The sequence below is a fragment of the Arthrobacter sp. SLBN-100 genome, from assembly GCF_006715305.1.
In the GTDB taxonomy this organism is placed as follows: Bacteria; Actinomycetota; Actinomycetes; order Actinomycetales; family Micrococcaceae; genus Arthrobacter.
In genome coordinates, this window is the sequence record NZ_VFMY01000001.1 from 2,573,871 (window position 1) to 2,600,404 (window position 26,534).

Here is a 26,534-nt window from a genome sequence, read left to right on the forward strand (position 1 = left end):
TGCGTTTCTACTGCACCGTCGCCGTCAGCCTGGCCACGTTGTCCACGTACCGCCTGCGCAGCGGCCGCCCGAGCCAGTCGGCCAGCTTCAGCTCATGCGAAATATCCCGGTAGGTGTCTTCCACCGCGCGCATCTTGGCGACGATGTCTTCGCCGAGCAGCATCACGGACACTTCAAGGTTGAGCGAAAACGAGCGCATGTCCATGTTGCTGGAGCCAAGCACCGCAACCTCGTCGTCGATGGTGAAGTGCTTGGCGTGGAGCACAAAAGGAGCTTTGTAGAGGTAGATCCGGACGCCGGCCTCCAGCAGGGCCTCGTAGTAAGAGCTCTGGGCGTGGTGGACCAGGAGCTGATCGCCCTTCTCCGAGACGAACAGCTCCACGTCCACGCCCCGCTGCGCGGCAGTAGTGATGGCATAGAGCAGGGAATCGTCCGGCACGAAATAGGGGCTGCAGATGGAGATCCGGTGCTGGGCCGAGTAAATGAGGGTGTTGAAGAGCCGCAGGTTGTTTTCAGTGATGAAGCCGGGGCCGCTGGGCACCACCTGGGCCGTCACGTTGCCGGGGTGCGGGTTGGACGGGAGCTGCAGCTGGTGTTCCAGGGATTCGTCGGTCTCGCTCAGCCAGTCGGTGGCGAAAACGACGTTCAGGGTGGTGACGATGGGTCCGCGCAGGCAGGCCATCAGCTCCACCCATTCGCGGCCGGCCTTCCGGTGGCGGGGGTTGTTGTAGGAGGGCTCGATCAGGTTCTGCGAGCCGGTGAAGGCGATTTCGCCGTCGATCACCATGATCTTGCGGTGGTTGCGCAGGTCCGGCCGGCGCCACTGGCCATGGATGGGCAGCAGCGGGAGCATACGTTTCCACTGGATCTTGCCGGCCCGGAGCCGTTTGAGCAGGTTCCGGTAGCCCTTCACGCGGAGGGTGCCGATGTGGTCAAACAGCACCCGGACTTCCACCCCGCGCTCCGCAGCTTCCTCCAGGGCGGTCATCAGGTCATCGGTAATGTGGTCCGTGCTCATGATGTAGAACTCGGCATTGACGAACTTCTTCGCCTTCCGCACGGCCTTGGTCATCTCAAGGATCGAGTCCGGGTACCCCGGGATGAGGTCCACTGAGTTGCCGTCCACCATGGGCAGCGAACCCAGCCGCCGGTTCAGTTCCGCCGCTGACCGCACCCATTCCGGGCCAGGGTAGTCACTCTCGACGTCGGCCAGCGAGGAAATACCCGCCCGCACCCTTTCATTCACCTGTTGCTGCTGCTGCCGCCGGCGGCTGGACAGCTTGAAGTTGCCGAACAGCAGGAACAGGATGATGCCGACGAACGGAACAAAGAATATGCCCAGCAGCCAGGCCATCGCGGTAGTGGGCCGGCGGTTGCCGGGGATGATGCCCACGGCGAGCACCCTGATCGCCAGGTCGGCGACGGCCAGCAGCACCACCACCCACGTGGGCGCGGTGCCGGCAAGCGAAAATGGCCACAACACGTTGAATAACCCCCGGAAGACGGGCTCCCGGCGGACGGGTTCCGGCCAGGGCACTCCGCCCAGCTTATCCGCGGCGCCGCACTAAGCTGGACCCATGAGCTCTCCAGCAAACGTGGTTCTCGTATTCCTCGATCCCGCCTTCCCTGATGGCCGGCTTGCCGATGCGTCCAAGCCCCAGTTGCTGGTGACGGACCAGGGCGCCACCCGGGGCGACGGAATCTTTGAGACCATGCTCGCTGTGGGTGGGACTGTCCGGAAGATCCAGGCACACCTGGACCGGCTTGCGGGTTCCGCTAAGGCACTGGATTTGGTCATTCCCGGCGGGGAGGAGTGGCGCCGCGCTATCGGCACCGCCCTGTCCGAACACCGCACCCAGCATCCGCCTGTACCCGCGCCCAACGATGAACTGGTGGTGAAGCTGGTGGTGACGCGCGGCGTGGAGGGCGCGCCGGCGCCCACGTCCTGGGTCCAGGTGTCCCCTGCCGGCGCGGCGTTGCGACGCCAGCGTGAGACGGGCATCGACGTCATCCTCCTTGACCGCGGCTATGACAGCGATGTGGCCGAGCGCGCCCCCTGGCTGCTGCTCGGGGCAAAGACGCTCTCCTACGCCGTCAACATGGCCGCCCTGCGTCATGCCCGCAAGCAGGGTGCCGACGACGCCATCTTCATCTCTTCGGACGGCCGCGTCCTTGAGGGCCCCACCTCCACGGTTCTCCTGGCGCACGTGGAAACGTCCGACGACGGCACGTCCGTTAAGCGCCTCGTCACGCCGCAGCTGGACAGCGGCATCCTCCCCGGCACGTCCCAGGGCGCGTTGTTCGCCGCCGCCAAAGCGGCCGGCTGGGAACTGGGCTACGGCCCGCTTGAACCCCAGGATTTGCTGGACGCCGACGCCGTATGGCTGATTTCGAGTGTCCGGATGCTTGCGCCGGTAAACCGTATTGACGGCAAGGAAATCGGCCCGCCGTCTGTGCAAAAAGAGCTGAGTGCCGAACTGAACGAGCTGTTCGCCGGCATTCAGTAACCGCCGGACATCGGAAGGCTTTAGGCCTGCGCGGCTAGGCTCTGCCGGCGGAATGCTCGAAGCGCTCTGGGACTGCGGCTCCACCGCCCGCGCCGATTCCAGTGACGCGGGCCGTGAATCCGGCAAGCAAGGCATAGTCACCGGACGAAACTTGGCCGTAGGGTATGGTTCATGACTTCTGACGCGGAACCGATCGGGAAATTGTCGTTTGATGAATGCTGGGAACTCCTCGAACGTGACACCCTCGGCCGGCTCGGCCTGACAGTGGACGGACACCCCGAGATTTTCCCGGTCAACTATGTGGTGCACCGCCGGAGCATCGTGTTCCGGACCTCCGGCGTCACCAAGCTGTGGAGTGCCAAGGCGGAACGGCCGGCCGCCCTTGAGATCGACGGCTACGACCCCCACACCGAAGAGGCATGGAGCGTGGTGGTGCGCGGGGACACGGGCATCATTGAGGACCAGGCTGACAAGGACGCCGTGGACAGCCTGGGGCTGGAGCCGTGGCAGCCGGGCGAGAAAGCCCACTACATCAGGTTGACAGCCCGGGCCCTCACGGGGCGCCGCTTCAAGGTGAACAAACCTGACATCTGGAACACCCGCACCACGGACCGCCGGCGCTCTTCTTTCGAGTAGTTGCCGGTGCCTCCCCGGATGCTAGGCGGCCGGATGCTTTGAGAGTTGCGCTTCAAGCCCGGACAGCAGGATGGTGAGTCCCTGGTCGAGTTCGGCGGAACCCTCGTACTCAGCGAGGTTTGGCGCCAGTGCCCTCAGCCGGGGGAACTCCTTGGCTGGCAGCCGGTGCAGGCCGAGCCGCAGCAGCGCTTCGTTTTCTTCCGGATCCACCACGTATTCCTGCAGTTCGTTCAGGATGTGGCCATAGAGGAAACCGTAGTAGGCGCGGTAGACGTGCAGCGCATCTGCGGCAGTAAACCCTGCCCCGATCAGCAGGGAGAGGATCTGCTCCAGGGGACGCAGTGTGCCCAGGGGACGCAGGCCCAGCGGTGTGGAGAGCGGCCTTGTCACCAGCAGCGGCACCACATTGGGGTGCTGGAGCGCGAGCAGTCGCAAGTTGTGCGCGATGCCCCGGAGCTGCTCTTTCCAGTCCGGGTCCTCTGGATGGATGGCGAGCTGGTTGAGGACCAGCTCGGACACTCCGTCAAGCAAGGCAGCCCGGTTCTCCGCATAGCGGTAGAGGCTCATGGGGTCACGGCCCAGCTCCTGGCCCAAGCGGCGCATTGTCAAGGCATCCAGCCCTTCAGCGTCCACCAGTTCGAGCGCTTTGGCCAGCACCAGCTCGCGGCTGAGCCGGGCCTTCCGGCCGCGGCCTTCGGTGTCTGGAGTCTTCGGCGGGGACATGTGTTTTACCGTTCGTGAGCCGGCAGCAAGGGGTGTCCGAAGGTAATTCCAGACGCTTGCTGTATTTGTAGTCTACGAGTAAAGTCTACAGCGTAGACAAGGTGTTAGCGCCGCCTTGAACGTTTCGATTCCCAAAGACTCGATCAACACTCCATTGCCTTGTGCAGGGCTTTGAGGTTCCCGCTGCTGTAGCCGAACGGCGGCACCACGCACGTAGCGAAGGGACGCCGTCATGGCACATTCGCAGTTCGACACTTTCCTCCAAGAAGCCACCCACTTGGATAAGGCCTACGATCACAGCCTCGACGATGACGGGCTTTACGGCCTGTATACCAGCTGGTGCTTCATCAACCAGCAGACGCCCGGCCAAGAGTCCGTCTTCTGGGCAGCCATGAAACACCGTATGCCGGCAGGCCACAACGGCTTGCGCATGAAGGGTCCGGCAGCCGCCGACTACATCCTTACAAGCTACCCCGGCCTGGTCTAAGAGCGGGAACATGGAAAGGCGTGAACAGCTGCCCCCGGCGGGCAGCGTTCACGCCTTTCGCGTTTCCGCTACTTGCCCCCAAGGTGCTCCTCAAGTGGGGATGACGCGGAAGACGAACCGGGCTGGCTCTCCAGTGCGGCGGGTGCTGGCGCGCTGATGGGGCCCCTAAGAAACCGGCGGATAGCAGCGGCGGAGGCCAGGCGCGTTCGCCGCCCGTGGCGACTCCCGCCGTCGAACGTTCCAGGATTCACGCGGTAACGCCCCCCCAAGCTGCCTCACGGCGCTTCAGTTACGCAACATGACGACGGCGGCGGTGCGGCCCCGCGCGCCAAGTGTTACGTTTCTGGGGAGTAATGAGTACCGGCGCCAAGCCCTGACTGGCCGGTCGGCAACCCTCCTTCCGCGGCGGGGTGCCTCAGGTGAATACTCGGCATATCGACCGATTCGAGTTGCAAGCGTGAGAGAAGGAGATCCGTCGTGTCCGACGCACCTGCCCCTGAAGAGAAACTGTCCTACCGCCTCATCAGCGGGGCGGATGACCGCGCGTTCTGCGAGCGGATCTCGGCCGCCTTGGCCGAGGGCTATGTGCTGCACGGCAGCCCGGCAGCAACCTTCAACGGCAGCAGCGTCATTGTGGCCCAGGCCGTAGTCCTGCCGGCTGCCATCGCGTCCGCCGATGCCGCCGTCGCCACCGCTGTTGATGACCTGGAAGGGGCCAGCGAGGACCTCGAATTCGACGGCGAGGGCCACGCATGAGCTACGCAGGGGACCTCACCCCCCAGGAAGCCTGGGACAAGCTGCAGCAGGGCGCCATCCTCGTGGACGTGCGCACCGAGGGCGAATGGGCCCACATCGGCATCCCCGACACCAAGGCCACTGACAATGATCCGCTGTTCATTCAGTGGACCTTCCCCGGCGGCATCCCCAACCCCGATTTCATCAAGGACTTGAGCCTGCAGGCCCCCGAGAATCCTGCAACTGAACTGGTCTTCCTGTGCCGCTCCGGCCAGCGTTCCATCGCCGCCGCCATCGCCGCCACGCAGGCAGGATTCACCTCCTACAACGTCCTGGAAGGCTTCGAAGGCGAGCCGGACCGTTACGGCGAACGCACCGTCAACGGCTGGAAAAACCGCGGCCTGCCTACCAACCTGGGAAAGAACTAAGTGACCTTCAACGAAGACGCCGCGGGCTGGAGCCCCGATACCCAGGCCGTCCGCGGCGGACTGGACCGCACCAACTTCCAGGAAACCAGCGAGGCGATGTTCCTGAACTCGGGCTTCGTGTACGAATCCGCCGCCGCTGCCGAACGGGCCTTCACCGGCGAGGACGAACGCTTCGTCTACTCCCGCTACGGCAACCCCTCGGTGGCCACATTCCAGGAGCGGCTCCGCCTCCTCGAGGGCACCGAGGCGTGCTTTGCGACGGCGTCCGGCATGTCCGCGGTTTTCACCGCCCTGGGTGCCCTGCTGGCTGCAGGCGACCGGGTGGTTGCAGCCCGCTCGCTCTTTGGCTCCTGCTTCGTGATCCTCAACGAGATCCTGCCGCGGTGGGGCGTGGAGACTGTGTTCGTGGACGGCCCTGATCTGGACCAGTGGCGCGAGGCCCTGTCCCAGCCCGCCACCGCCGTGTTCTTCGAGTCGCCGTCAAATCCCATGCAGGAGATCGTGGACATTGCGGCGGTGAGCGAACTCGCCCACGCCGCAGGTGCCACGGTCGTCGTCGACAATGTCTTTGCCACTCCCCTGCTGCAACGCTGCGGCCAGTTGGGCGCCGACGTCATTGTCTACTCCGGCACCAAACACATCGACGGCCAGGGCAGGGTCCTGGGCGGCGCCATCCTGGGCACCAAGGAATTCATCGAGGGCCCGGTAAAGCAGCTCATGCGGCACACGGGCCCCTCCCTATCCCCCTTCAACGCGTGGGTCCTCACCAAGGGCCTCGAGACCATGGCCTTGCGCGTCAATCACTCCTCCGCCTCCGCGCTGAGGATCGCGGAATGGCTGGAGCGGCAGCCGGCGGTGAGCTGGGTGAAGTACCCGCTGCTGAAGTCGCACCCGCAATACGAACTGGCCGCAAAGCAGATGAAGGCCGGCGGAACGGTGCTCACCCTTGAACTGGCGACGACGGGTGGCCGCTCAGGCAAGGAAGCCGCCTTTGCACTGCTGGACGCCTTGCGGATCATCGACATCTCGAACAACCTCGGGGATTCCAAGTCCCTGATCACCCACCCTGCCACCACCACGCACCGGGCAATGGGACCTGAGGGCCGCGCTGCCATCGGTCTCAGCGATGGTGTGGTGCGGCTGTCCGTGGGGCTCGAGGACGTGGACGACCTGATTGGCGACCTGGAACAGGCGCTCAAGCAGATTTAGCGCCGGCTGGCACGAGGTCCCGGTTCCGCTCCAGCACCGCGGCCATATGCCGCTTGCTGCTCCTTCGCTGGATCTGACGCAAGCTACACAAATGGCCCCGGCCCCCTCGCTGGATCTCCGCGACTGTACCGGAAGTCCGGCAGCCGTTGCCGTGGTCTCAGAGGTCCTGTACGAAGAGTTGGACGGCCACCTCGTCGCCTTCACTGATCCGCGCTTTATCCCTGATGTCCTTTTTGACGGGCAGGAGGTATGAGCCGCTCTTGGTGTCACGGAAGAGCGAAGTCTGCCAGGAGTGCCCCGCGACCTTTGCCATGACTTTGATCGAGCCGAAGGCCTTGCTGGCACCGGCAGTTTGAGCGCGTACATCGTCCGCGATCTCTGCCGGCAGGGTCAGGAAGTGCCAACCGGCCTCGCCGGGATACAGCCACAATTCGGCTTTGAAGGAATACGAGGGCGTCACGCGCCGAGTATGGCACTTTCGGGCCCTACATATAAAGCGGCTAAAGGGGCCAAAAAGGTTTTGAAGGTTTTCCAAGTCACGCCCGGTTTACTGCCCCTGAAAATGTCAGACCCCCGTTAGAAGATGTTTCTATGGGAATCGGGACGGGCACAGCACGGGTGATGGAAGGAATTCACACCTCCGTCGCGGGCTTGGACGCGCTGTTTTTTGAGGATGCTGCCCTGGCTACCGGTGCCAGTGCCGGCGCTGTTGTGGATGTGCTGCAGCGGCAGTATGAGATCCGGCTGGACCGGATGGCGGTCGTGAAGCAGCTCGAAGCCCAGCTCGCCGCGGTCAAGGCCCGGGACGCCGTCGATGCCGTCGAGATCCAGCACGCGATGACCCCGCCGGAAGCGCCAGTGCACGAGCGGACCTACGCCGAAATGTCCGCCATCGAGGAAATCGCCGGCGTCCTGACCATCAGCTCCCCCGCCGCCGGGGCACTCGTCACCCAGTCCCGCCAACTCTGCTCCATCCCCCTGGCCCTGGACGCCCTGTCCACCGGGACCATCTCCTTGCAGCACGCCAAAATCATCACCGACGAAACCGAAGGCCTCGGCCCCGCCGGCGCAATCGCGCTGGCCGCCCACTTCCTGGACCCGGACGCACCCAACCCCGCCCGCGGAGCGGCCGCGGGTGACCTCATCCCCGGACGCTTCCGGGCCAAAGTCCGCGGCTGGCGCGAACGCCACCACCCCGAAACCCTCGAAAAACGCCACACCAAAAGCGCCGCGGACCGGCAGATGGAATACACCCCGGACCGTGACGGCATGGCGCGGGTCTCGCTCTACCTGCCCGCGCACACCGCATCCGCCATCTGGAACCGCACCACCGCCCTCGCCCGCGGCCTCCAAGGCCCCGACGAACCACGGTCAATAACACAATTACGCCCCGACATCGCCGCCCACCTGCTCCTCACCGCAGGACCAGCCCTCAGCCCCGCCCCGGAAACCAGCCCACGACAAAACATCACGGGCGAAGCCAACACAGAAACCACCGAAGACGGCTCCGATGGCCCGATCGGACGGGCCTCCCTGGCCGCGGCCGACACCAATGAAACGACCACCACCGCCGCCGGGCACGAGGAAACCGCCGACCGCAGCGCTTACACGGATATCGCAAGCGTCCCAGTCCCGAACGCCCAAGTCCTCGTCACGGTTCCGGTGTTCGCACTCCTCGGCCTCACCGACGAACCCGCCGTCCTCGACGGCCACGGACCCATCCCCGCCTCCATGGCCCGCAAACTCGTCGCCGACGGCGCCAGCTCCTTCTACCGGGTGCTCGTCGACCCCCGGGACGGGGCACCACTGGAAATCGGCCGCACCAACTACCGGCTCACCAAAGCGATGAAAAAAGCACTGCAGCTCCGGGACGGAAAATGCACCTTCCCCGGCTGCAACAACCACTCCCCCGACAACGACACCGACCACCTCACCGCCTGGCACCACGGCGGAACCACCGGAATCAGCAACCTCGCCCAGCTCTGCCCCAAACACCACCGCCTGAAACACAACAGCTCCTGGACCCCCACATCAGCCACCCACAACGAACCACCCGCCTGGACCTCACCCACCGGACGCCACTACAAACCCGAACAACCCGACCCGGAACCACCACAATGGCCACCCGGACTCCTACCCACGGGCGGAACCAAGTTCCTGGACGCTGAAACGCCCAAGCGCCTGGCCGCCGAAACGGCAGGGCTTCTGGCCGCCGAAAAAAGCCCATTCGAACACGCCCTTATGGAATTGATAACCGGCTGAGGCAACAGCGGCCAAAACACTCAGTCAGCGCCGGGAAGGTTCACTTCCACGAGCCCGCCGGTGACCCGGGTTTCGAACAACGGCTGCCTGGAAGTGCCCGACCCGGCCTGCACCTTGCCCGACCGCAGCGAGAAAGTACTGCCATGCCAAGGGCACACGACGCAGGGTTGGCCGCCACCGCCAGCCGAGCTATCCGTCAGGCTGCCGCCTTTGAGCTTGCCCTCGTGCAGCGGTCCCGACTGGCACCTCTGGCTCAGCGAATCCCTCCCGGTCCCCTGAGGTCCGTCCCCTAAGCCTCTTCAGTCTCTAGGACTGCCTGACCCGCAGCAGTTCCGGGGCCTCATCGACCGTGGAAAGATTCAACGCGCCCCGCATGGTGACATCCACCGCATGCCTGACGACAGCACTGAAACCAAGGTCATCAGGTTCCGAGGCTGCCAAGGCCCTGTCCCGGACGCGCCGCTGTTCAGCTGCCCCTGTTCCGCGCGCAATAACGTCTTCCACCCCTTGCCGGGCCAGGGCAAGTTCGCCCTGCTCCTGCAATACCGGGGCAAGGTAGTCCACAAGGGAGCGCACCACGTCCACGGCAGGTGCCGGCTGGAAAGTCCCAAAGTCGAGCAGTTCCCCGCCAAGTCCTGCGCTGCTCGCCTGCCAGGAAGCCATCCGCAAAAGTACTGTGGGAACGGGAGCGGGATCCACGCCGTCGCGCCACTCGCGACTGGCCGTCTCTACAAGCGCCCGTACCAGGACAGCAATAAGGGCGGCGTCCTCAGCGCGGAGGCAGACGTCTGCCACCCTGACCTCAACAGTGGGATGGTTCCGTGACAAGCGGGCGTCGAAGTAAAGCATCCCTTCATCCAGCATCACGCCGCTGTCCAGGAGCCGGGCAACCAGCCTTCGGTAGGCAGAGTAGTTCCCGTAGATTCCGGAAGGTCCGGCAGTCGGCCAACGGTTCCACGCCTGCGTGCGGTAGCTCTCGAAGCCGGTCTGCATACCGTTCCAGAAGGGTGAATTGGCGCTTAGGGCAGTCAGGACAGCAAGCTTGTCGCGGATCCGGTCCAGCACTGCCACACCTTCGTCGTGCGACTCGATATAGGTGTGTACGTGGAAACCGCACGTCAACTGCTCCTGCGCAGTCAGGCCGAACCGCTCCAGCATCTTGGCATAACGGGGATCAGGAGTGGTGTGGCTGGACAAACCGAGGGGTGAGGTGGCCAGCGCGGCCACCCGGGCGTTGTTGATCCTGGCAGCCTTATCCGCGAGCGCGCGCCCGGCCCGGATCTGCTCCAGCAACTCTCCGTACTCCAGGCATGGCCGCGTCTGGGTCTCTATCTGCTCCAGCTTGAGTTCGGCACTGAGCCCCGTCTCGTCGTCGTCTAAAACGCTTGTGTCCTGGCTTTCCAGAACACGTGGGCGGTCAGGAGCGTCGTCGGCGGCCATCCGGCGGCCGGACAGCAGGGCATCAGCCAGGGCCAGCGGTTCACCGCTCTCCGGATCAACGATCAGGAGTTCTTCCTCGACGCCGAATGTACGCATACTCACATTCTGCGACAGGGCAGGGCCTTTTGACGGCCTTCAACACTTCATGACGAAGCGTGGATGGTCAGTCCTGGAAGTACTCCACCTTGGCCCCGATGGTGTTAAGCCGCTCTGCCAGGTCCTCGTAACCACGCTCGATGACGTAAATGTTCCGCAGTTCGGACACGCCCCTTGCTGCAAGCATCGCCAGCAGCAGGCAGGCCGCAGGGCGGAGAGCCGGTGGGCATCCAACCTCTGCAGCACGCCACTTGGTGGGCCCGTTGACGTAGATGCGGTGTGGGTCGAGCAACTGAACCTGCGCCCCCAACCGGTTGAGCTCGGTCAGGTAGATGGCCCGGTTTTCGTAGACCCAGTCGTGGATCATGGTCTGCCCGCCCGCGTTCGCTGCGATCACGGCAAAGAACGGCAGGTTATCGATGTTCAGGCCCGGGAACGGCATGGGGTGGATCTTGTCCTCGGGGGCATGCAGTTCGGACGGTTTGGTGGTGACGTCCACCAGCCGGGTCCGGCCGTTGCGGGCCATGTACTCGCCCGAGATCTCCAGTTGCTGGCCCATCTGCTCCAGCGTGGCCAGCTCGATCTCCATGAACTCGATAGGCACCCGGCGGATGGTCACCTCGGAATTGGTGACGATACCCGCGGTGATGAGGCTCATGGCCTCGATGGGGTCCTCGGACGGGAAGTACTCGATCTCGGCATTGATCATGGAACGGCCGGTGATCTTCAACGTGGTGGTGCCAACGCCGTCAATGCTTACGCCGAGCATCTGCAGGTAGAAGCACAGGTCCTGCACCATGTAGTTGGGGCTGGCGTTGCGGATCACGGTTGTCCCCTCCCGGTGCGCCGCTGCCATGATGGCGTTCTCGGTGACGGTATCACCGCGCTCACTCAGGACAAAGGAACGGTCGCGGGTATCGGCAGAAGGTGCCTGCACGATGTAGAAGCCCTGGGTTGCTTCCACACTGAGACCGAACTGGCGCAACGCCTGCATGTGCGGCTCCACTGTACGGGTACCCAAGTCACAACCGCCCGCGTACGGAAGGCGGAATTCCGAGGACTCATCCATAAGTGGCCCCAGCAGCATAATGACGCTGCGGGTGCGGCGGGCGGCTTCCACGTCCATGGCTTCAAGGTCCAGGACGTCCGGCCGGCGGAGTTGAAGGTCGGTGTCATTAAGCCAGGTGCATTCCACGCCGATGCTGGTGAGCACTTCGACGATGCGGTTGACTTCCTCGATGCGGGCAAGACGGCGAAGAATGGTGGTGCCGCGGTTGATGAGGCTGGCGCACAGCAGCGCGACACCGGCATTCTTGCTGCTGTTGACATCTACAGCCCCGGACAGGGTCCGCCCGCCCTCTACGCGGAGGTGCGTCATTTGGGGTTTACCCACGTTGACAATGCTTCGGCCGAAGATTGTCTCCAGGCGCTGGATCATCTTCAGGCTCAGGTTCTGCTTGCCCTGCTCCATCCGGGCAATGGCACTCTGGCTGGTGCCCAGCTCCGAGGCCAGCTGGCCTTGGGTCCAGCCCTTCTCGCTCCGGGCATCCCGAAGCATGGCGGCAACATGTTCCGCGGTCTCTTGCGTCATGCAGGAAATATATCATAAATGAGTTATTGACCGGGGCACGTTCCCCCTCGGGAGCCATAACAGGCATATGTTTACCCACTACATGCGATAGAAAAGCCCCATACGCTGCACTACCAGAGAGAAAGGCGGGCGAAGCCCCCGGTCAACTGCCCAGCCACACCATGTTCCAGGTGCCTGCCAACAGCGCGGCAGCAAAGGCAGCACCGGCCATCAGCACGCCGCCGCCCAGCACCCACACATCCAACCTGCTGTACTTAGACTCGCGCGCCCAGGTCCGGGTTCCCCCGCCGAAGCCGCGCGCCTCCATGGTCACCGCCAGCCGCGACGCGCGCCGGATGGCCTGAACCAGCAGGCCGAAACTCTGCCCAAGCGTCGCCTTGATCCGCTGCAGGGCGCTGCCCCGCGAGCCCACCCCGCGGGCACGCCGGGCCATGCCGATGGTCTGCCACTCTTCAGCCAACAGCCCCACCAGGCGCATGGCCGCCAAGGTACCCAGCACGAACCGGTGCGGAAGCCGTGCCTTTTGTGCCAGCGCGTCGGCCAAGTCGGTGGGGTCGGTGCAGCTCATCAGCAGCACCGCCGGCAGCGCAATTGCCAGCCCCCGCAGCATAAACCCCGCCCCCCGCTCCAGCGAGCCTTCGCTCATGGTCCAGATGCCGACGTCGAGCAGCGTCTTTCCGCTGTCCGGCGCCAGGATGGAGGTGCTCCAGCCGCCCACGGCTGCGGCGATGATCAGCGGCCACCCCCGCTGCCACAGCAGCGTGAGGGTGAGACCGGCCAGCGGAAACAGCAGGAGTTCACCAGCGAGCGCCACTGAGGCGGATACCCAGTCGATGGAGAGCGCCAGCACAGCGGTCACCAGGAAGACGGCAGCGAACTTGCTCAGCGGATTGGCCCGGGTCAGCAGGGCACGGTTTCCCTGCAGGTTCAGCTCCTGCCTCATGATGCCACCGCCTGCGCCGCGGCCAATCGCAGTTCCGTCCCGCCCAGGGCTGCCGTGAACTCGGCATCATGAGTCACCGAAACCACCGCGGTGCCGGCCTCCAGCAACTCGGACAGGAACGAGGCCAGCTCAGCCCAGGTGTTGGCATCCTGGCCGAACGTGGGCTCGTCCAGGACCAGGACCTGCGGATGCGCGGCCAGGACCGTAGCCACGGAAAGCCGCCGTTTCTCGCCGCCCGAGAGCGTATACGGGTTGGCATCAACGAGCTCCGTCAGCCGCAGCCGCTCCAGCAGCTCATCCACGCGCTCCATCCCGTGGCCAAGATGCCGCGGGCCAAACCGAAGTTCGTCCAGCACTTTCCCCGTGACGAACTGGTGCTCGGGCTCCTGGAAAACGGTGCCCACACGCTCGATCAGCTGCTCCGCCTTCCACTGGTAAGGATCAATACCGGCACCCCGGCTGAGGGCCAGGGTGGCGGAGACCTTGCCGGCAACAGGCTCAAGCAGCCCGGCAAGGGTCAAGGCGAAAGTGGACTTTCCTGCGCCGTTGGGCCCCGTGACGGCCAGCGCCTGCCCTGCCCGGACCTGCGCCGAGATGTCCTGCTGCACCGGTTCCGGCGGCAGCTTCCGGAATCCCTTGCGGCGGGCCCGCTCCCGCGAGACCGCCAGTTCCTCGGCGGCGAGCAGGAGATCGCCGGTCCCTGGAGCGGGCTCCCGCCGGCGCCGGGTTTCCGGAACATACCCGGGCACCCATACTCCAGCAGTAATCAGCATGCTCCGGGCCTCATTGAGCACGCGGTCCGGCGGGCCGTCCAGAAGCACGGCTGAATCGGTGGACGTACCGGGCTGCAGCACCACAATCCGGTCCACCAGGTCCTTCCATACGGACACCCGGTGCTCCACCACCACCAGGGTCGCCCCGGTCTTCTCCAGGCAACGCGCCACCGCATCGCGGACCTCAATCACCCCCGCGGGGTCCAGGTTCGCGGTCGGCTCGTCGAGGAGGATCAGCCCGGGCCGCATGGCAAGGATGCCCGCGAGCGCGAGCCGCTGTTTCTGCCCGCCGGACAGGGCCGACGTCGGGTGGTCCAGCGGCAGGTGGGACAGGCCGACGTCGGCCAGCGCCTCGTGCACGCGGGCCCAGATGTCATCCCGGGGCACAGCAAGGTTCTCCGCACCGAAGGCGACGTCGTCACCCACCCGGGAAAGCACCACCTGCGTCTCCGGGTCCTGCTGCATCAGGCCGGCGCGGCCCCGCTGCTCACGTGGGTAGGCTCCGTCAACCAGCAACGAACCGGACTCGTCGGAATCGCCCGCCTCGCCGCCGTCGTCATTCACATCGCCCAGGACCCCCGCCAAAGCATGCAGGAGGGTGGACTTGCCCGCCCCGGACGGACCGAGGAGGAGCACGCGCTCCCCCGGCTGGATGTCCAGGTCAAGGGCACGTACTGCGGGCTTGGCCCGGCCGGCATGCCGCCAGCCCCAGCCGCGGGCGCTGATGGCAGCCGCACGCGCCGCAATCGATGCCCCGTGATGGGAGGTAGCGGTCATCAGGAGAAGACGGGCTCCGTTGCTGCCTTCCGCGAAGCGAAGGAGCTCAGGACTCCGGTCTTCGCCAGGCCGCGCGTGGCGATCCAGGACAGCGCACCGGCAATGATGGCGCCCGAGATGGCCGTGAAGATGATGTACGCCAGCTTGTCCCCGCCCGAGTAGGCGATATTCCAGCCCCACGGCGCGAAGGAGTCGTTCAGGCCGCAGAACAGGCCCGCACCGGCACCGGCCAGCAGGGATACCGGCAGGTTGAACTTCTTGTAGACGAAGATGGCGAAAATGATCTCTGCACCCAGGCCCTGGACAAAGCCGGAGAAAAGCACGGAGGCGCCGTACTGCGACCCCATCAGCAGTTCACCGGTAGCGGCGACGGTCTCGCAGAACAGCGCGGCGCCCGGTTTGCGGACGATGAGCATGCCCAGGACCGCCGGAATCATCCAGCCGCCGGCGATCAGGCCGGTCAGGGGCGGGTAGACGGCGTTCATGGGGGCCGAGACTGCGGCAGCCCCTTGGGACCAGGCCCAGAAGATGACGCCGCCGGCGATGGCGATCAAGGCCGCCACCACGATGTCCACGACGCGCCAGGACTTGCTGGTGTTCTTCTTTACTGCTGTTGTTGCCATGTGATCCTCCTGAGGAACAGGAGGGGAAAGTGGACGCGACCGGCACTGCTGCCGCGGCCGGACACACTTCGAGAACTCGACTCCCTTGCGCCGGTACTAACCGGATCAGGTTCGAGGGTCTGCGGCTGTCCGCACTCTCAGCGCCCACCTGCGGATCCTGGCATGGCCAGAAATGCCCGACGGCGGCGCTCCCCTGTCGTTGAATGATTCTGTAGGTAAATAAGTAGCCCTGCTGGGCGTGGTCCAGTTTACACCCGAGGAGGGGTAGATTGTGGGCCATGACTGCCAATTCGCCGGATATGACCGAGTTCGATCCCGACTCGGATGACACCCAGCTGGAGGGCTCCATGCAAGGGCTCATCGCCCGGATCGAGGGTGAAATCCGGGAGCTCCAGTTTCCCCGTTTCTCCATGGACGATGCGCTGAACCTGGGGCTGCTGCTGGTGGAACTGGGCAAGGAGGACCAGTTCCCCATTGCCATCGACATCACCAAGGGTGAACAGGTCCTGTTCCATGTCGCCCTGCCTGGCGCCACCCCGGACAACGAGCACTGGATCCGGGCCAAACAGCGCACCGCCGCCCGGTACGAGGTGCCGTCCTTGCTGGTAGGGCTCCGCGGACGGCTCCACGGCGGGAGGATCGAGGACCAGGGCTGGTTCGACCAGCGTCTGTACGCAGCCCACGGGGGCTCCTTTCCGGTCTATGTCACAGGGGTGGGTGCGGTAGCCACCGTGACTGTTTCAGGGCTGCCCCAGGTGCAGGACCACAACCTGGTGGTGCAGGCCCTGCGCGATGTCCTTGGCTCCATGGGCGCGGACTGACGCGGGGCCTGGATTAACACGGCCTTCGTTGGCAACGGTTTGGACTGGCGGCGGGCTTGGGCTGGCATTCGGCCTGAGCTGACGCCGGGTTTTTGGCGAGGAGGGCACCTTGAGCGGTCCCGTGGAGGAAAACCTGGTGCGGGCGGCGGTGGACAAAGCCGAGGACGAGATGATCTTCATCGGCCCGGACCACCCCTACTATCCCCTGCTCGCCGAGCTTGTGGCCGCCGTCGGGAAGGCCTGGCAGCAGGGGTTTGAGCAGGGCAGGCACGGCGGGAACCACTCGAACCCTTATACGTGGAACGGTCCGGAGGGGTGAGCGCTGGCGACGCCGCTGCGAAAGCGCCGCCGCGCTGGCTGCCAAGGCGCCCGGATCGCTGGCTGATAAAGCGCCCTATGCTCAAGCCGCTCATCAAAAACGGGTAGGAAGCGCGCTTAGCTTTTATTAGTAATCATGCTTACTATATTGTTCCCGGCTTTTGAGGAGTACAGGTTATGGCGGTCAGCACCCGCACCACCGCAGCGAGGACCGGCCTGCAGAAGGCCACCCGCGCCGCGGGCGCCCTTTTCCTGCTGCTGGGAATTGTGGGCTTCATTCCGGGCATTACCGCCAACTACGGTTCCCTCGGCTTCGCCGGACCTGGCTCTGGAGCAGAGCTGTTCGGCATCTTCCAGGTCTCGGTACTGCACAACGCCGTGCACCTTGTCTTCGGTATCGCGGGCCTGGTGATGGCCAGGACCCACCGGCAGGGGAGGAACTTCCTCATATATGGGGGCGTGGCCTATCTGTTCCTGTGGCTCTACGGCCTGTTGATAGGTGACGACCTGCCGGCGAACTTCCTTCCCGAGAACAATGCGGACAACTGGCTGCACCTGGCATTGGGCCTTGCCATGATCGCCCTGGCCATCCTGTTGTCGCCAAAAACCGTCCCCGTCACCCCCTCCCGCGACCCGGACGCGGGCAACGAGACCTGAGCACGCAACCGAAGCCGGCTGTCGAAGACGCAGCACCGGCAGCAACGCCCACCGCCCAAAGGAGCATCATGAAGATCCCGAAGCCTCGAGGTCCCCTCACCAGTACCCTGTTTGAGGCCCTCGCCTACATGCCCGGCAGCGACGAGGGAGCCTCCGCCGTCGAGGAACTGCGCCTGCTGGTCACCCGGCAAGCGGCGGCATCCGGTGACATCATCGGGGACGACGACGTCCAGCTGGCCCTTTTCTGCCTCTACGAGCTGCACTACTCCGGGCTGGAAGGCGTGAGCGATGAGTGGGAGTGGGAACCCGGGCTGATCCAGGTCCGCCGCCTGGTTGAGGGGCCGTTTGAGGTGGCGCTCCGGTCTGCCGCAGCCTCCGCTGCCGAGGGCGTGACCCTGCCGCCCGCTCCGGAGCTGACCAGCGATGCAGTGGCGGACATCCTCTTCGGCCTCGCTGCCACCGACACCGGGCCCAGCGTCTCCCGCTTTGTGGCCAAGAAGGCGACGCTGGACCAGCTCAAGGAGTTCCTGATCCACAAGTCCATCTACCAGCTCAAGGAAGCCGATCCGCACACCTGGGCCATTCCCCGCCTCACCGGCAGGCCCAAGGCTGCCCTCGTGGAGATCCAGGCCGACGAGTACGGCGGCGGACGCCCCGAACGCATGCACAGCGCCCTGTTTGCCCGTACCCTGCGGGGACTGGGCATGGACCACCGTTACGGCGCTTACGTCGACGCTGTTCCCGCCGTTTCCCTCGCCGCAGTAAACATGATGTCCCTCTTCGGATTGAACCGCCGGCTCCGCGGGGCGATTACCGGGCACCTGGCCATCTACGAGATGACCTCCTCCCAGCCGAACCGGCTGTACGGCAACGGCTTCCGGCGGCACGGTTTCGACGCTGACGTAACCCACTACTTTGACGAACATGTCGAAGCCGACGCTGTGCACGAGCAGATCGCCGGGCGCGACCTGGCAGGCGGCCTGGTGGAGGCCGAGCCCGGGCTGTTCGCGGACGTCCTGTTTGGAGCGACGGCGGTAATGGCCGTCGACGGCAGGCTTTCCACCCACCTCCTGGCCTGTTGGGAGAACGGGATGACCTCGCTGAGGGCGGCAGTACCGGCGGCAGCATGAATACGCCGCGTGTGGGGCCGTCCGCGGAGTACATCCTGCCACTGCGCCGGACCGAGGAGTCGGAACTGGATTCGGAGCTGCAGGACCTGGCCGCCTACCTCGAGCGTCTTCTTGAATGGATCGCCGTCACCGTGGTGGACGGCTCCGCCCCTGAGCTGTTCGAGCGGCACCGGGCTGCTTTCCCGCCGGGTGTCCGCCACATCCGCCCCGAGCCCGCAGGCAGCAGCGCCCACGGCAGCAATGGCAGCAGGGCCGGCAGCAATGGCAAGGTGGCCGGCGTCATGACGGGCGTGCGCGCCTCCTCAGCGGAACTGCTGGTGATAGCCGACGACGACGTGCGCTACACGCGCGAGTCTCTCGCCGCCGTCGTCCATCACCTCAGCTCGGCCGACATAGTGCGGCCGCAGAATTACTTCGACCCGCTGCCCTGGCATGCCTGGTGGGACACGTCGCGGAGCCTGATCAACCGGGCCTGGTCCGCTGACTTCCCCGGTACCCTGGCCGTTCGCCGCAGCGCACTGCTCGCTACCGGCGGCTACGATCCGGTGCTCTTCGAAAACCTTGAGCTGATCCGGACCGTCACGGCAGCCGGCGGCCGCGAAAAGATCGTGCCGGATCTGTTCGTGGCCCGCAGGCCGCCGAAGTCACGGCACTTCCTCAAGCAGCGGACGCGCCAGGCCTACGACGACTTCGCCCAGCCCCGGCGCCTCGCCGCCGAACTTGCCCTGCTGCCGGTGATTGCCTGCGCTGCCCGCCTTCCCGCCGGCCGGCGACCGGCCGTCTTCCTGGCCCTGGGGGCGGCGCCGGTCCTCGTCGCCGAGATGGGACGACGGCGGCACTCAGGGACCGCGGTTTTCCCCTTCCGCGCCGTATGGTTCGCCCCGCTCTGGACCCTGGAGCGGGCTGCCTGCATCTGGATCGCACTGGCGTTCCGATTGGGCGGCGGCGTGCCCTACGCCGGGACGCGCCTCAAGATTGCAGCCCACTCTGCCGCCGAACTCCGGCGCCGGCACCAGGGCAAGCTCGACGCAGTGCAGCGCGACGCTCAAAACAGCGGCCGGCAAGCCAGACCCAGAGCCGCTATGAAGAGGGCAGTTATGAAGAGGGCAGTAATGAAGATCGCAGCTATGCACAAAGCAGCAGTAAACAAGGAGCAGCCATGAACCAGGAACCCGCCGAAAGCTCGATCGTGGCGTGCCCCGACGGCCCGCTGATTGTCCGGGGCGACTTCGAAATCGTGACACCGTCCGGCGCCCCGGTCCCCCGCGAGCGCCAAACCGTGGCACTGTGCCGCTGCGGCGCGTCAGCCATCAAACCCTACTGCGACGGAACGCACAAGATGATCAAGTTCCGGACGGAACCGCCGGTGGAATGAACAGCGCCCGTCCACCAAGTGCACAACGCCCACAGCGAACCGACGCCCTGCCACACCGGCTCCCGCCACGATGCCGCTAGGCTGAAGTCAGCCCGTTTTCCGCCCGCAAGGAGTACCAAGAATGAACCTCTTCATCAAGCTGCTCGGCACCGGTGTGAGCCTCGGCGCCGGCTTCGTCGGGACCAAGCTGGTCAACACCATCTGGGAAAAGACCACCGGCCGGAAGCCGCCCAGCGGCAAGGACGAGGACATCCCCACCAGCCTGCAGTCGGCGCTGACGTTTGCTCTGATCTCGGCCTCCGTCAGCACCATCATCCAGGTCCTGGCCAACCGCGGCACCCAGCGCGCCATCACCCGGTTCGCCAAGAGCCAGGACATCGTCTGACGCGTTAGGGCCCTCTAGTTCAACGAGCCGTCGCCGGAACCGTCCTCGCGGGCGGTTTTGGCGGCGGCTTTCTGCACTACCGCCTCCAGCTCGTCCGCCGTCAGCAGCTCGCGGTGCAGGTGCTTGGTGCGGTAGCCGGCCCGGCCCACCATGTGTGCGGATACGGGCACCGTCAGCAGCTGGAAAATCCAGGCGACCGCCAGCACCGGCCACACCCACCAGGTGCGCATCTGCAGCCCGATCGCTGCCAGCAGCAGGAACAGCCCCAGCACCTGCGGCTTGGTGGCGGCGTGCATGCGGCTCAAGAGGTCCGGGAAACGGAGCAGGCCGATCGCGGCGCCCAGCGACAGCACGGCCCCCACCACCATAAACACCGCCGACAGCAGGTCGATCCAGTAATCCAGGCCAGTAGCGTCAGGACTCATTCGGCTGCTCCCTTCGGTCTGCCACGAACCTGGCAACGGTGACGGACCCGATGAAGCCGATGATGGAGATGGCCACCACCAGCATCAGGTTGTTCAGGTGCCGGTTCACGGCCATGTCCACGCACAGTGCGCCGCCAAGGATGGCGAGCAGGACGTCGGCGGCGAGCACCCGGTCCAGCAGTGACGGGCCGCGGGCGATCCTGATGATCGCGCCAGCGGCGGCAAGCGAGAAGATGACGGCCGTAAGAACCAGGACGGTCTGCATCATGCGGCTGCCTCCGTCCGGACGGTTTCGAGTTCTTCCCGGGTGCCCATGATCCGGATCAGCCCGGCTTCAATGGAGCGGACTTCATTGCGCAGGTTCTCCACGTCCTGCACGGAACTGATGTTCAGGGCGTGCAGGTACAAGGTGGAGGTTGACCTGTCCACCTCCACCACCAGCGAGCCCGGAATCAGGGAGATGACGTGCCCCGTGGCGGTCACCAGCAGGTCCTGGTGACTCCGCAGCGTCACGGCCACCACGGCGTTTTTCACCCTGGGCCCGCGCATCACCGCCAGGTACAGGACCTGGGCACTGGCATTGGCTACCTTCGCCAGGAACATCAGGGCGAAGGGAATAGCGTAGAGGATGTTGAAGCGGCCGCTCAGCTCAACCGGTGGGAGGTAGAACAGCCTGGCTACTGCCACGGCCAGCAAGGCGCCGAACAGGAGGTTTCCCGGGCTGAAGTCCTGCCACAGGGCACCCCAGACGATCACCAGCCATACCAGGAGCGGGAGTTCCTGGCGCAATGAAATACGGCGCCGGCTCATTTCCCGCCTCCGGCCGTAAGAATCATGGGGACCAGCGTGTCCTCGCCCAGGACCGCCTGGATGTAGGAAGACCTGTTGAGCATGTCCTGGGCCGCCTGGTCGGACACCGCGAACAGCGGGCCCGCGAAGACCGTCAGCGCGACGCCGAGAACCACCAGTCCCAGCGTGGAGCCCACCATGGTGCGCGGCAGGAGCGTCACGGTGTTGAGCTTGGCCCCCGGCCCGGCAACCCTCATCGCCGGCGCGGCCAGGAGCACGGGATCCGGGTGCTCGGCATCCGCGGGCCTGCGCCAGAAGGCGCGGTTCCACACCCTGGCAACGGCCAGCAGCGTCAGGAGGCTGGTGACCACGCCGCCGATCACCAGGGCGTAGGCCAGCGGCGTGCCCAGCTCGATGCCCGCCTGCATCAGTCCCACTTTCCCCAGGAACCCGGAGAACGGCGGGATTCCGGCCAGGTTCATGGCGGGGACAAAGAAGAGCAGCGCCAGCAGGGGCGAGAGTTTGGCGAGCCCGCCCAGGCGGTCCACGGACGAACTGCCCCCGCGGCGCTCAATCAGGCCCGTCACCAGGAACAGGCTGGTCTGGATGGTGATGTGGTGGGCCACGTAGAAGACCGCCGCCCCCAGTCCGGCGGCGGAGGACATCGCCAGGCCGAACACCATGTAGCCGATGTGGCTGACCAGTGTGAACGAGAGCAGACGTTTGATGTCATTCTGGGCCAGCGCACCCAGGATTCCCACCACCATGGTCAGCAGCGCGGCCACCATGAGGGGGGTGTTCAGCGTATCTCCGGGGAAGAGCAGGGTCTCGGTCCGCACCATCGCGTAGACGCCCACCTTGGTCAGCAGGCCCGCGAACACGGCGGTGACCGGCGCAGGCGCCGTGGGGTAGGAGTCAGGCAGCCAGAAGGACAGCGGGAAAACAGCCGCCTTGATGCCGAACGCCACCAGCAGCATCACGTGCAGGAGGGTTTTGGTTCCCTGGTCCAGCTCGCCGAGCTTGATGGCGAGGTCCGCCATGTTGACGGTTCCCGTAGCCCCGTACACCATCGCAATGGAGATCAGGAACAGCACCGATGACACCACGGACACCACCACATAGGTCACCCCCGCACGGATCCGCGGCCCGGTCCCGCCCAGCGTCATCAGCACATAGCTTGCCGTCAACAGGATCTCGAAGCCCACGTAGAGGTTGAAGAGGTCGCCCGAGAGGAACGCGTTGGAGACCCCGGCCACCAGGATCAGGTACGTCGGGTGGAAGATCGAAACCGGCGCGTCCTGGTCGCCGTCGGCCATGCCCTGCCCGGTGGCATAGACCAGCACGGCAAGGCTCACAGCGGACGAAACCACCAGCATCAGGGAGGAGAACTGGTCCACCACCATCACGATGCCCCACGGCGGGAGCCAGCCGCCGATGGTCACGGCAGCCGTCCCACCGTCCCAGACAGAGGCCAGCAGGAAGCATTCGAGCAGGAGCGTGAGGGACAGCAGCGCAATGCTGACGGCGCGCTGGGCGCGTGAGTGCCGGATCAGCAGGAAGGTCAGGGCGGCGCCCAGGATGGGAAGTACGACGGCGAGCGGGGCAAAGCTTGCGATGCTCACTTTCCGCCTCCTTCCGGTCCGGGGGCCACATTCATGGAGCCGGGTTTTTCTTCTGCCGCTGCGTCTTCGGCGGGCATCTCGCGGCCGCCGACGATGACCGTTGCCGCCGCGAACTCGGAGGTCTCGGCGGGGATCTCGGCGTCGTCCTCGGCGTCGAAGCTTGGCGTTTCCGCCACCCGGAGGTCTTCCACGTCGTCCTGGATCTCATCCTGGCGTGCCAGCACCCAGGTGCGGTAAATGATGCCGAGCATAAAGGCCGTCACGGCAAACGAGATGACGATCGACGTCAGGATCAGCGCCTGCGGAAGGGGATCGTTGTAATCCTCGGCCGCCGTCTCCTTTGAATACAGGGGTGCCAGGCCGGCGTATCCGCCGGTGGCCAGGATCAGCAGGTTGGTGGCGTTGGCGAGGAGCATCAGCCCCAGCAGCACGCGTGTCAGGCTGCGTTCCAGGATCAGGTAGATCCCGCAGGCGTAGAGCGCGCCCATCACGATCAGGAGGGTCAGGTTGATGCTCATGCTTGGCCCCTTGCGCTTGTCTCTGCCGGGACGCCGTCGGACTCCCTGACGTTCGTGGCCGCATAGGCAACTGATTCGTCGCCGGCCAGGTCCTGTTCGTCGCCGCCCAAGTGCTGGGCGGGATCCGAGGAGCGCAGTTCAAAGTGCTCGTCGATCTCGGCTCCGAGGCTCCGCAGGACGTCCAGCACCAGGCCCACCACCACGATGTACACGCCGATGTCGAAGATGGTCGAGGTGACGAACTTGATGTCGCCGAACACCGGCAGCCACAGTTCGATAATCGCGGTCTGGAACACCTGGCCGCCCAAAAGCAACGGCACCACCCCGGAGGCGGCGGCCACTGCCAGCCCGATCCCCAGCAGCGCACCCGCACTGACAGGCGTGGCTTCGCGGAGTTCGAACCGCCCGCCGGCCAGGTACCGGATGGTCAGGGCAAGCCCTGCCGTGAGGCCGCCGGCAAAACCGCCGCCGGGCAGGTTGTGGCCCGCGAGCAGGAGGTATAGCGAGAAGATGATCATGGAGTGGAAAACCAGCCGGGTGACCACTTCGAAGATGATGGAGCGGCGTTCCGGGGCCAGGGTGCGCCCTGCAACGATCCACGCGTCCCTGGCTGAGGCGGCGAACTTCCGGCTGACCGCGAGCGCGGCGGCGTCCCGTGTGCCGGGATCGATTCCCCTGAGGCGGCCTACGGTGCCCTCGGCGACGGTGGCGGAGTTCCTGATCCGGTCGCCGCGGCCGCGGACGAAGATCAGGCTCGCCACGCCGGTGGCTGCCAGGGCCAGGACGCTGATTTCGCCGAACGTGTCCCAGGCCCGGATGTCCACGAGGGTCACGTTGACGATGTTCAATCCGCCGCCACCCTCGTAGGCGAGGCGCGGGAATTCCAGGGACACCGGCGTCGCGATCCGCGCACCCATGGCGTGGATCCCGGCGAAGACCATGGTGACGCCGAAGCCCAGGCCGATGATCACACGCACCAGGCGGTATTTGCCGCCGGTGCGGTCCCGGAGCTCGGGAGGCAGGCTGCGCATCGCCAGGACGAAGGCCACCAGGATGATGGTCTCCACCAGCATTTGGGTCAGGGCCAGGTCCGGGGCGCCCTGCAGCGCAAACATCAGGGCGATGCCGTAGCCGGTGACCGAAACCATGAGGACGGCCAGGAACCGTTTGTTTGCCCTGACGGCAGCAAGGGCACCGATCACGATGCCTGCGCCCACCACCAGCTGGAGCGGGGAGCCTGGATCCATCAGGTAAATCCCCTCCGGCAACGGCTTGCCCGCGAGCAGGATGGCGGAGAGCGGCAGCACAAAGGCGACGCTGAGGATGACGGCAAGGTAGTAGTACAGCGAACCGCGCTGGGTGCGGCCGGTGATCCACACGGCTACGTCATCCAGCGCACCGATGGTCAGCTGGTAGGCCTTGTCCCCGTCCACCCATGGCGGCACCAGCGACTGCGCCCGTGCCACTGCGTTGCGGCCGAAGTACATTGCCAGGCCCAGGGCAAAGGTCAGTGCCGTCAGTCCCAGCGCTGGGGTGAAGCCATGCCACAGCGCGAGGTGGCCGGCCTGCTCAGCCGCAGTGCCGGCGTCGGGCGCCGTGGAAGCAAACAGCGCGGCATACGGCTGGATCCACGCGTCGACGGTGACCGGCCAGAGGCCGTACGCGACGGTCAGGAGGCTGAGGATGGCGGGCGCTGCCAGGAATGAGGGCCTGATGGCCTTGAAGGGTGTGGGGTCTACGCCCGGCTTGGTGGCGAAAGCCCCCCACATAAAGCGGGCGCTGTACGCGAAGGTGAGGATGGATCCCAGGACCAGCCCCGCGAGGACCACCATTCCCCAGGAGCCCGCAGCAGGGCTGGTGGCGTGATGGACGAACGCCTCGAGCACCGATTCCTTGGCCACGAACCCGCCCAGGAGTGGAACACCGGCCATGGAGGCGGCGCCGATGGCCGCCACGATGCCCAGGGCGCGGGAGGACCGGAAGACCCCCGAGAGCTTGGTGACATCCCGGGTGCCAGACTGGTGGTCGATGATGCCCACCACCAGGAACAGGGTGGCTTTGAACAGGCCATGGGCCAGCAGCATCGCCAGGCCGGCGAGGGCTGCATCGGGAGTGCCGAGCCCCACCACCATGGTGAGGAAACCGAGCTGGCTGACCGTGCCGTAGGCGAGGATGAGCTTAATGTCGGCCTGGCGCAGCGCGCGGTAGCCGCCCACCAGCATGGTGGCCAGCCCCAGGCCGAGCACCACCGGCTGCCAGAAGGGCGTGTCGGCGAAGCCCGGGGCCAGCCGTGCCACGAGATAGATGCCCGCCTTGACCATCGCTGCGGCGTGCAGGTAGGCGCTCACGGGTGTGGGCGCTGCCATGGCTCCGGGAAGCCAGAAGTGGAAGGGGACCAGCGCGGATTTGGTGATGGCGCCCACCAGGATCAGGACGACGGCGGCACTCACCATGGCCGCCGACGTCCCGTTCACCAGGTCCGGAGCCTGCCGGAGGATGGCCGAGATCCGGTAGGAGCCGGCGGCCTGCCCCAGCATGATGAGGCCCACCAGCATGGCAAGGCCGCCCGCGGTGGTGACCATCAGCGCCTGCAGCGCCGACCGCCGGGCTGCCAGCCTGGTCCGGGCGAAGCCGATCAGGAGGTAGGACAGGATGGTGGTGAGTTCCCAGAAGACGAACAGCAGCAGCAGGCTGTCAGCCACCACCAGGCCGAACATCGCACCGGCGAAGGCCAGGAGCTGGGCACCAAAGCCGCCGAGGTCCTCGTCCTTTTCCTTGAAGTACCGCGCGCAATACACCAGCACCAGCGAGCCGATGCCCAGCACCAGGAGGGACATCACCCAGGCAAGGGCATCCATCCGGAAAGCGAACTCCAGCTGCAGGTTCGGGATCCACGGCACCACTTCGGCCACCCCGCCCTCGCCCCCGTAAACGGGAGCGTGCTGGAACAGCAGCCAGGCGAAGGACGCCGCGGGAACAGCTGCCAGTGCGTAGAAAGCGTTCCGGCCCCATGCCCTGAAGAAGAACGGCGCCAGCACAGCCACCGTAAAGTGCACGGCAAGGACTGTGATCACTGGTATCTCCGCGTTCGTCAGGGATTCGATTGTCAAAAGTTGGAGCAGGCGGTTCATTCGTTAGGTCCGGGAGGGGCCAGTTTACCAAGGCCCGGCAGCCGCTCCTTCCGTCCCTGCTGTATCCTGCGCCCGCCTTTCCGGTGCCATCGGCTCCTGGTACGCCGCCTGTTCGCCATGGGCGGATACGATG

At 65.6% G+C, this 26,534-nt stretch carries 29 protein-coding genes and 2 riboswitches; of the genes, 14 read left to right on the forward strand and 15 right to left on the reverse strand.

What is annotated here, in order from left to right:
• Nucleotides 1–7: 7 nt before the first annotated feature.
• On the reverse strand, nucleotides 8–1,480 hold the full coding sequence (gene cls / locus FBY31_RS12005; protein WP_142045307.1) for a cardiolipin synthase: 1,473 nt from the start codon (nucleotides 1,478–1,480) through the stop codon (nucleotides 8–10).
• Nucleotides 1,481–1,577: 97 nt separating this feature from the next.
• Here cls and FBY31_RS12010 point away from each other — a divergent pair, with 97 nt between their 5' ends.
• The gene (locus FBY31_RS12010) at nucleotides 1,578–2,507 is read left to right on the forward strand and encodes an aminodeoxychorismate lyase (protein ID WP_142041074.1); all 930 of its coding nucleotides are present in this window, start codon (nucleotides 1,578–1,580) and stop codon (nucleotides 2,505–2,507) included.
• Nucleotides 2,508–2,678: 171 nt separating this feature from the next.
• Nucleotides 2,679–3,143: a pyridoxamine 5'-phosphate oxidase family protein gene (locus FBY31_RS12015; RefSeq protein ID WP_142041077.1), complete on the forward strand. Its 465-nt coding sequence runs from the start codon at nucleotides 2,679–2,681 to the stop codon at nucleotides 3,141–3,143.
• Between the two features lie 21 nt (nucleotides 3,144–3,164).
• Here the strand turns inward: FBY31_RS12015 and FBY31_RS12020 are convergent, their stop codons facing one another.
• Nucleotides 3,165–3,866 (reverse strand): TetR/AcrR family transcriptional regulator C-terminal domain-containing protein, encoded by a 702-nt coding sequence (locus FBY31_RS12020; protein WP_142041080.1) that lies wholly within the window; start codon nucleotides 3,864–3,866, stop codon nucleotides 3,165–3,167.
• Between the two features lie 232 nt (nucleotides 3,867–4,098).
• On the opposite strand from FBY31_RS12020, the gene FBY31_RS12025 reads away from it, so the two are divergent.
• From FBY31_RS12025 to FBY31_RS12040, 4 genes are all read left to right on the forward strand, one after another.
• A complete protein-coding gene (locus FBY31_RS12025) occupies nucleotides 4,099–4,353 on the forward strand; it encodes a hypothetical protein (RefSeq protein WP_142041083.1) in 255 nt (84 codons plus the stop codon).
• 349 nt (nucleotides 4,354–4,702) lie between these two features.
• A riboswitch (SAM riboswitch) is annotated at nucleotides 4,703–4,817 on the forward strand.
• Between the two features lie 13 nt (nucleotides 4,818–4,830).
• Nucleotides 4,831–5,109, forward strand: a complete 279-nt coding sequence (locus tag FBY31_RS12030; protein WP_142041085.1) for a DUF1737 domain-containing protein — start codon at nucleotides 4,831–4,833, stop codon at nucleotides 5,107–5,109.
• Entirely contained in the window at nucleotides 5,106–5,516 is a 411-nt protein-coding gene (locus tag FBY31_RS12035) for a rhodanese-like domain-containing protein (RefSeq protein ID WP_142041088.1), read from the forward strand. Before FBY31_RS12030 ends, FBY31_RS12035 begins: the two co-directional genes overlap by 4 nt.
• Nucleotides 5,517–6,725, forward strand: a complete 1,209-nt coding sequence (locus tag FBY31_RS12040) for an O-succinylhomoserine sulfhydrylase (RefSeq protein WP_142041091.1) — start codon at nucleotides 5,517–5,519, stop codon at nucleotides 6,723–6,725.
• 157 nt (nucleotides 6,726–6,882) lie between these two features.
• Here the strand turns inward: FBY31_RS12040 and FBY31_RS12045 are convergent, their stop codons facing one another.
• Nucleotides 6,883–7,185 (reverse strand): DUF1905 domain-containing protein, encoded by a 303-nt coding sequence (locus tag FBY31_RS12045; RefSeq protein ID WP_142041094.1) that lies wholly within the window; start codon nucleotides 7,183–7,185, stop codon nucleotides 6,883–6,885.
• 131 nt (nucleotides 7,186–7,316) lie between these two features.
• Here FBY31_RS12045 and FBY31_RS12050 point away from each other — a divergent pair, with 131 nt between their 5' ends.
• The gene (locus FBY31_RS12050; protein WP_142041096.1) at nucleotides 7,317–8,987 is read left to right on the forward strand and encodes an HNH endonuclease signature motif containing protein; all 1,671 of its coding nucleotides are present in this window, start codon (nucleotides 7,317–7,319) and stop codon (nucleotides 8,985–8,987) included.
• Between the two features lie 20 nt (nucleotides 8,988–9,007).
• Here the strand turns inward: FBY31_RS12050 and FBY31_RS12055 are convergent, their stop codons facing one another.
• The 6 genes from FBY31_RS12055 to FBY31_RS12080 all read right to left on the reverse strand — a co-directional run bounded on the left by FBY31_RS12055 (nucleotide 9,008) and on the right by FBY31_RS12080 (nucleotide 15,230).
• Nucleotides 9,008–9,244, reverse strand: a complete 237-nt coding sequence (locus FBY31_RS12055) for a Rieske (2Fe-2S) protein (protein WP_142045309.1) — start codon at nucleotides 9,242–9,244, stop codon at nucleotides 9,008–9,010.
• A 49-nt stretch (nucleotides 9,245–9,293) separates the two neighbouring features.
• Nucleotides 9,294–10,523: a glutamate--cysteine ligase 2 gene (locus tag FBY31_RS12060; RefSeq protein ID WP_142041099.1), complete on the reverse strand. Its 1,230-nt coding sequence runs from the start codon at nucleotides 10,521–10,523 to the stop codon at nucleotides 9,294–9,296.
• Between the two features lie 67 nt (nucleotides 10,524–10,590).
• Nucleotides 10,591–12,114 (reverse strand): UDP-N-acetylglucosamine 1-carboxyvinyltransferase, encoded by a 1,524-nt coding sequence (locus FBY31_RS12065; protein WP_142041101.1) that lies wholly within the window; start codon nucleotides 12,112–12,114, stop codon nucleotides 10,591–10,593.
• Nucleotides 12,115–12,256: 142 nt separating this feature from the next.
• Nucleotides 12,257–13,057 carry an energy-coupling factor transporter transmembrane component T family protein gene (locus FBY31_RS12070; protein WP_142041104.1) on the reverse strand — a complete coding sequence of 267 codons (801 nt, stop codon included), beginning with the start codon at nucleotides 13,055–13,057 and terminating at the stop codon, nucleotides 12,257–12,259.
• Nucleotides 13,054–14,607 carry an ABC transporter ATP-binding protein gene (locus tag FBY31_RS12075; protein ID WP_142041107.1) on the reverse strand — a complete coding sequence of 518 codons (1,554 nt, stop codon included), beginning with the start codon at nucleotides 14,605–14,607 and terminating at the stop codon, nucleotides 13,054–13,056. The genes FBY31_RS12070 and FBY31_RS12075 overlap by 4 nt, the downstream gene beginning before the upstream one ends.
• Nucleotides 14,607–15,230 (reverse strand): ECF transporter S component, encoded by a 624-nt coding sequence (locus FBY31_RS12080; protein WP_142041110.1) that lies wholly within the window; start codon nucleotides 15,228–15,230, stop codon nucleotides 14,607–14,609. The genes FBY31_RS12075 and FBY31_RS12080 overlap by 1 nt, the downstream gene beginning before the upstream one ends.
• Before the next feature lie 64 nt (nucleotides 15,231–15,294).
• Nucleotides 15,295–15,435: riboswitch (TPP riboswitch) on the reverse strand.
• A gap of 73 nt (nucleotides 15,436–15,508) precedes the next feature.
• Here FBY31_RS12080 and FBY31_RS12085 point away from each other — a divergent pair.
• The 7 genes from FBY31_RS12085 (at nucleotide 15,509) to FBY31_RS12115 (ending at nucleotide 19,916) form a co-directional block, all read left to right on the forward strand.
• Nucleotides 15,509–16,051 carry a heme-degrading domain-containing protein gene (locus FBY31_RS12085; protein WP_142041113.1) on the forward strand — a complete coding sequence of 181 codons (543 nt, stop codon included), beginning with the start codon at nucleotides 15,509–15,511 and terminating at the stop codon, nucleotides 16,049–16,051.
• Nucleotides 16,052–16,160: 109 nt separating this feature from the next.
• On the forward strand, nucleotides 16,161–16,370 hold the full coding sequence (locus FBY31_RS12090; protein WP_142041115.1) for a hypothetical protein: 210 nt from the start codon (nucleotides 16,161–16,163) through the stop codon (nucleotides 16,368–16,370).
• 176 nt (nucleotides 16,371–16,546) lie between these two features.
• Nucleotides 16,547–17,026, forward strand: coding sequence for a DUF4383 domain-containing protein (locus tag FBY31_RS12095; RefSeq protein ID WP_142041118.1), 480 nt, complete (start codon nucleotides 16,547–16,549; stop codon nucleotides 17,024–17,026).
• 68 nt (nucleotides 17,027–17,094) lie between these two features.
• Nucleotides 17,095–18,156: an iron-containing redox enzyme family protein gene (locus FBY31_RS12100; protein ID WP_142041122.1), complete on the forward strand. Its 1,062-nt coding sequence runs from the start codon at nucleotides 17,095–17,097 to the stop codon at nucleotides 18,154–18,156.
• A complete protein-coding gene (locus FBY31_RS12105) occupies nucleotides 18,105–19,319 on the forward strand; it encodes a glycosyltransferase (RefSeq protein ID WP_235013035.1) in 1,215 nt (404 codons plus the stop codon). Before FBY31_RS12100 ends, FBY31_RS12105 begins: the two co-directional genes overlap by 52 nt.
• Entirely contained in the window at nucleotides 19,316–19,531 is a 216-nt protein-coding gene (locus FBY31_RS12110) for a CDGSH iron-sulfur domain-containing protein (protein ID WP_142041125.1), read from the forward strand. Before FBY31_RS12105 ends, FBY31_RS12110 begins: the two co-directional genes overlap by 4 nt.
• A gap of 121 nt (nucleotides 19,532–19,652) precedes the next feature.
• Nucleotides 19,653–19,916 carry a DUF4235 domain-containing protein gene (locus FBY31_RS12115; protein WP_142041128.1) on the forward strand — a complete coding sequence of 88 codons (264 nt, stop codon included), beginning with the start codon at nucleotides 19,653–19,655 and terminating at the stop codon, nucleotides 19,914–19,916.
• Between the two features lie 14 nt (nucleotides 19,917–19,930).
• Here FBY31_RS12115 and mnhG read toward each other — a convergent pair whose 3' ends face one another.
• Genes mnhG through FBY31_RS12145 form a run of 6 tightly spaced genes read right to left on the reverse strand, consistent with a single transcriptional unit; the run spans nucleotide 19,931 to nucleotide 26,344 of the window.
• Nucleotides 19,931–20,341 (reverse strand): monovalent cation/H(+) antiporter subunit G, encoded by a 411-nt coding sequence (mnhG, locus tag FBY31_RS12120; protein WP_142041132.1) that lies wholly within the window; start codon nucleotides 20,339–20,341, stop codon nucleotides 19,931–19,933.
• Nucleotides 20,331–20,609, reverse strand: coding sequence for a monovalent cation/H+ antiporter complex subunit F (locus FBY31_RS12125; protein WP_142041134.1), 279 nt, complete (start codon nucleotides 20,607–20,609; stop codon nucleotides 20,331–20,333). Before FBY31_RS12125 ends, mnhG begins: the two co-directional genes overlap by 11 nt.
• The gene (locus FBY31_RS12130; protein ID WP_142041137.1) at nucleotides 20,606–21,151 is read right to left on the reverse strand and encodes a Na+/H+ antiporter subunit E; all 546 of its coding nucleotides are present in this window, start codon (nucleotides 21,149–21,151) and stop codon (nucleotides 20,606–20,608) included. The genes FBY31_RS12125 and FBY31_RS12130 overlap by 4 nt, the downstream gene beginning before the upstream one ends.
• On the reverse strand, nucleotides 21,148–22,752 hold the full coding sequence (locus tag FBY31_RS12135; RefSeq protein ID WP_142041140.1) for a Na+/H+ antiporter subunit D: 1,605 nt from the start codon (nucleotides 22,750–22,752) through the stop codon (nucleotides 21,148–21,150). Before FBY31_RS12135 ends, FBY31_RS12130 begins: the two co-directional genes overlap by 4 nt.
• Nucleotides 22,749–23,270, reverse strand: a complete 522-nt coding sequence (locus FBY31_RS12140) for a Na(+)/H(+) antiporter subunit C (RefSeq protein ID WP_142041143.1) — start codon at nucleotides 23,268–23,270, stop codon at nucleotides 22,749–22,751. Before FBY31_RS12140 ends, FBY31_RS12135 begins: the two co-directional genes overlap by 4 nt.
• Entirely contained in the window at nucleotides 23,267–26,344 is a 3,078-nt protein-coding gene (locus FBY31_RS12145) for a Na+/H+ antiporter subunit A (protein ID WP_142041146.1), read from the reverse strand. The genes FBY31_RS12140 and FBY31_RS12145 overlap by 4 nt, the downstream gene beginning before the upstream one ends.
• Between the last annotated feature and the right edge of the window lie 190 nt (nucleotides 26,345–26,534).